Below are 2,726 nucleotides of genomic sequence, written 5' to 3'. Positions count from 1 at the left end.
GGCCCGCAGGTGGGCGAGCACCTCCGGGATGTTGATCTTGACGGGGCAGGCGTCGTAGCAGGCTCCGCAGAGGGTGGAGGCGAAGGGCAGTGAGGCGGCGTTCTCGACGCCGACGAGCTGCGGGGTGAGGACGGCGCCGATCGGGCCGGGGTAGACGGAGCCGTAGGCGTGGCCGCCGGTGCGTTCGTACACCGGGCAGACGTTGAGGCAGGCGGAGCAGCGGATACAGGCGAGGGCTTGGCGGCCGACTTCGTCGGCGAGGGTGTCGGTGCGGCCGTTGTCGAGCAGGATCAGGTGGAAGGCGGTGGGTCCGTCGCCGGAGGTGGTGCCGGTCCAGAGGGAGGTGTAGGGGTTCATGCGCTCGCCGGTGGAGGAGCGTGGGAGGAGTTGGAGGAAGACCTCCAGGTCGGTGTAGGTGGGGAGGACCTTCTCGATGCCCATGACGGTGATGAGGGTCTCGGGGAGGGTGAGGCACATCCGCCCGTTGCCTTCGGATTCGACGACGGCGACGGTTCCGGTGTCGGCGCAGGCGAAGTTGGCGCCGGAGACGGCGACCTTGGCGCGCAGGAACTTCTCGCGCAGGTGGAGGCGGGCGGCTTCGGCGAGGGCGGCGGGTTCGTCGGTGAGGCCGTCGGGGGCGGGGCGGCCCCAGTCGGCCATTTCGGTGGTGAAGAGGTCGCGGATCTCGCCGCGGTTCTTGTGGATGGCGGGGACCAGGATGTGCGAGGGCCGGTCGTTGCCGAGTTGGACGATCAGTTCGGCGAGGTCGGTCTCGTAGGCGGTGATGCCGGCTTCGGCGAGGTGCTCGTTGAGGCCGATCTCCTGGGTGGCCATCGACTTGATCTTGACCACCTCACGCGTTTCATCGTCACTGCCGCCGGTGGCGCGGATCAGCTCGGTGACCAGCCGGTTGGCCTCGGCCGCGTCGGCGGCCCAGTGCACGGTGCCGCCCGCCGCGGTGACCGACTCCTCCAACTGCACCAGGTACTGGTCCAGGTGGCGCGCGGTGCGCCGCTTGATCGCTTCCGCGGAATCGCGCAGCGCCTCCCAGTCGTCCAGTTCGGAGGCGACCGAGAGGCGCTTGTCACGGATGGTGGTGGTCGCGCGTTTGAGGTTGGCGCGCAGCCGATCGTCCTTCAGGGCCTCGCGGGCGGCGTCCGGGAAGGCCGGGGAGCCGAGGAAGACCACGCCGCGCTCGCCCATGGCTCCGGTCATCGCGGTCCTCCTTCGGTGGCGGCCAGGATCTCGGCCAGGTGCATGGTGCGGACGCCGCCGCCCTGTCGGGAGAGTCCGCCGCCGATGTGCAGCAGGCAGGAGTTGTCGGCGGCGCAGAGCACGTCGGCGCCGCTGTCCCGGACGCCGCGCGTCTTGTCGGCGAGCATCGCGGCGGAGGTGTCGGCGTTCTTGACGGCGAAGGTCCCGCCGAAGCCGCAGCAGGAGTCGGCCGCCGGGATGTCGACCAGTTCGAGGTCCTTCACCGCGCTGAGCAGCCGCTGAGGGCGGTCGCCGAGCCGCAGGCCGCGCAGGGAGTGGCAGGTCGGGTGGTAGGCGACCTTGTGGGGGAACGAGGCGCCGACGTCGGTCACTCCGAGGACGTCCGTCAGGAACTCGGTGAACTCGTGGACCCGGGGCACCAGTTCGGTGACCTCCCGGTGCAGTCCCGCACTGCCGTGGCGCTCGGCCAGAACCGGATGGTTCTCGCGGACCATGCCCGCGCAGGACGCGGACGGGGTGACGACGGCGTCGTACTCGCCGAAGACCCGGGCGAAGCGCTCGACCAGCGGTACCGCGTCAGGCCGGTAGCCGGTGTTGAAGTGCATCTGCCCGCAGCAGGTCTGCGCCTCGGGGAACTCCACGGTGTGGCCCAGCCGCTCCAGCACGGTCACCACGGCCCGGCCGGTACCGGGGAACATGGTGTCGTTGAAGCAGGTGATGAACAGGGCGACGCGCATCAGCCCGCCTCTCCGGGGGTCGGCACGTCGACGGGCAGCAGCCCGCGTTCCTTCAGCTCGGCCCAGAGGACGGCGGGGACCTTGTGCTGGATCATCGCCGCGGCGTCCCGCACCTCCGCCGCGTTGCGGGTGCCGACCAGCACGCTCGCGACGGCCGGGTGGCCGAACGGGAACTGCAGCGCGGCGGCCCGCAGCGGCACCCCGTACTCCTCGCAGACCGCCTTGAACTCCAGCGCCCGGGCGATCAGCTCCGGCGGAGCGGCCGCGTAGTCGAACGTGGCGCCGGGCTTCGGGTCGGCCAGCAGGCCGGAGTTGAAGACGCCGCCGACCACCACGCCGACGCCGTGATCGGCGGCCAGCGGCAGCAGTTCGGTCAGGCCGCGCTGGTCGAGGAGGCTGTAGCGGCCGGCCAGCAGGACGGCGTCGATGTCGGTCTCGCGGACGAATCGCGCCGGCGCCGCCGCCTGGTTCATGCCGACGCCGATGGCGCCGACGAGGCCCTCGGCGCGCAGTCGCGCCAGCTCCGGGCAGGCTTCGGCGATGGCCTGGTCGAGGTGGTCGTCGGGGTCGTGGAGGTAGGCGATGTCGATCCGGTCCAGGCCGAGCCGCTCCAGGCTGTCCTCGATGGAGCGCCGCACGCCGGCGGCGCTGAAGTCCCAGCGCCGCCGGTGGGTGGCGGGGACGGCGAAGCCGTCGGCGAGGTCGTCGCCGCCGAGGTCGGCCGGCTCCAGCAGCCGGCCGACCTTGGTGGAGATGACGTACTCGTCCCGGGGC

General features: G+C 71.7%; 3 protein-coding genes. All 3 read right to left on the bottom strand.

Annotated elements, in window-relative coordinates; translation table 11 throughout:
• On the bottom strand, window positions 1-1,215 hold a 1,215-nt coding region (locus ACFP3U_RS36755; RefSeq protein ID WP_380230128.1), incomplete at its 3' end, for a lactate utilization protein B.
• Entirely contained in the window at window positions 1,212-1,952 is a 741-nt protein-coding gene (locus tag ACFP3U_RS36750) for a (Fe-S)-binding protein (RefSeq protein WP_380230127.1), read from the bottom strand. The genes ACFP3U_RS36755 and ACFP3U_RS36750, both read right to left, overlap by 4 nt.
• The coding region (locus ACFP3U_RS36745) for an aldo/keto reductase (RefSeq protein WP_380230126.1) at window positions 1,952-2,726 on the bottom strand (775 nt) is incomplete at its 5' end. The genes ACFP3U_RS36750 and ACFP3U_RS36745, both read right to left, overlap by 1 nt.

This window comes from Kitasatospora misakiensis (assembly GCF_042656005.1).
Lineage (GTDB): Bacteria > Actinomycetota > Actinomycetes > Streptomycetales > Streptomycetaceae > Kitasatospora > Kitasatospora misakiensis.
Note: the sequence above shows the minus strand (reverse complement) of the source record. Positions and strands in the feature narration are given on the sequence as shown.

What these genes read in the sequence shown, in the direction of transcription:
- ACFP3U_RS36750 (WP_380230127.1), bottom strand. Translation starts at nt 1,952, where the DNA reads ATGCGCGTCGCCCTGTTCATCACCTGCTTCAACGACACCATGTTCCCC.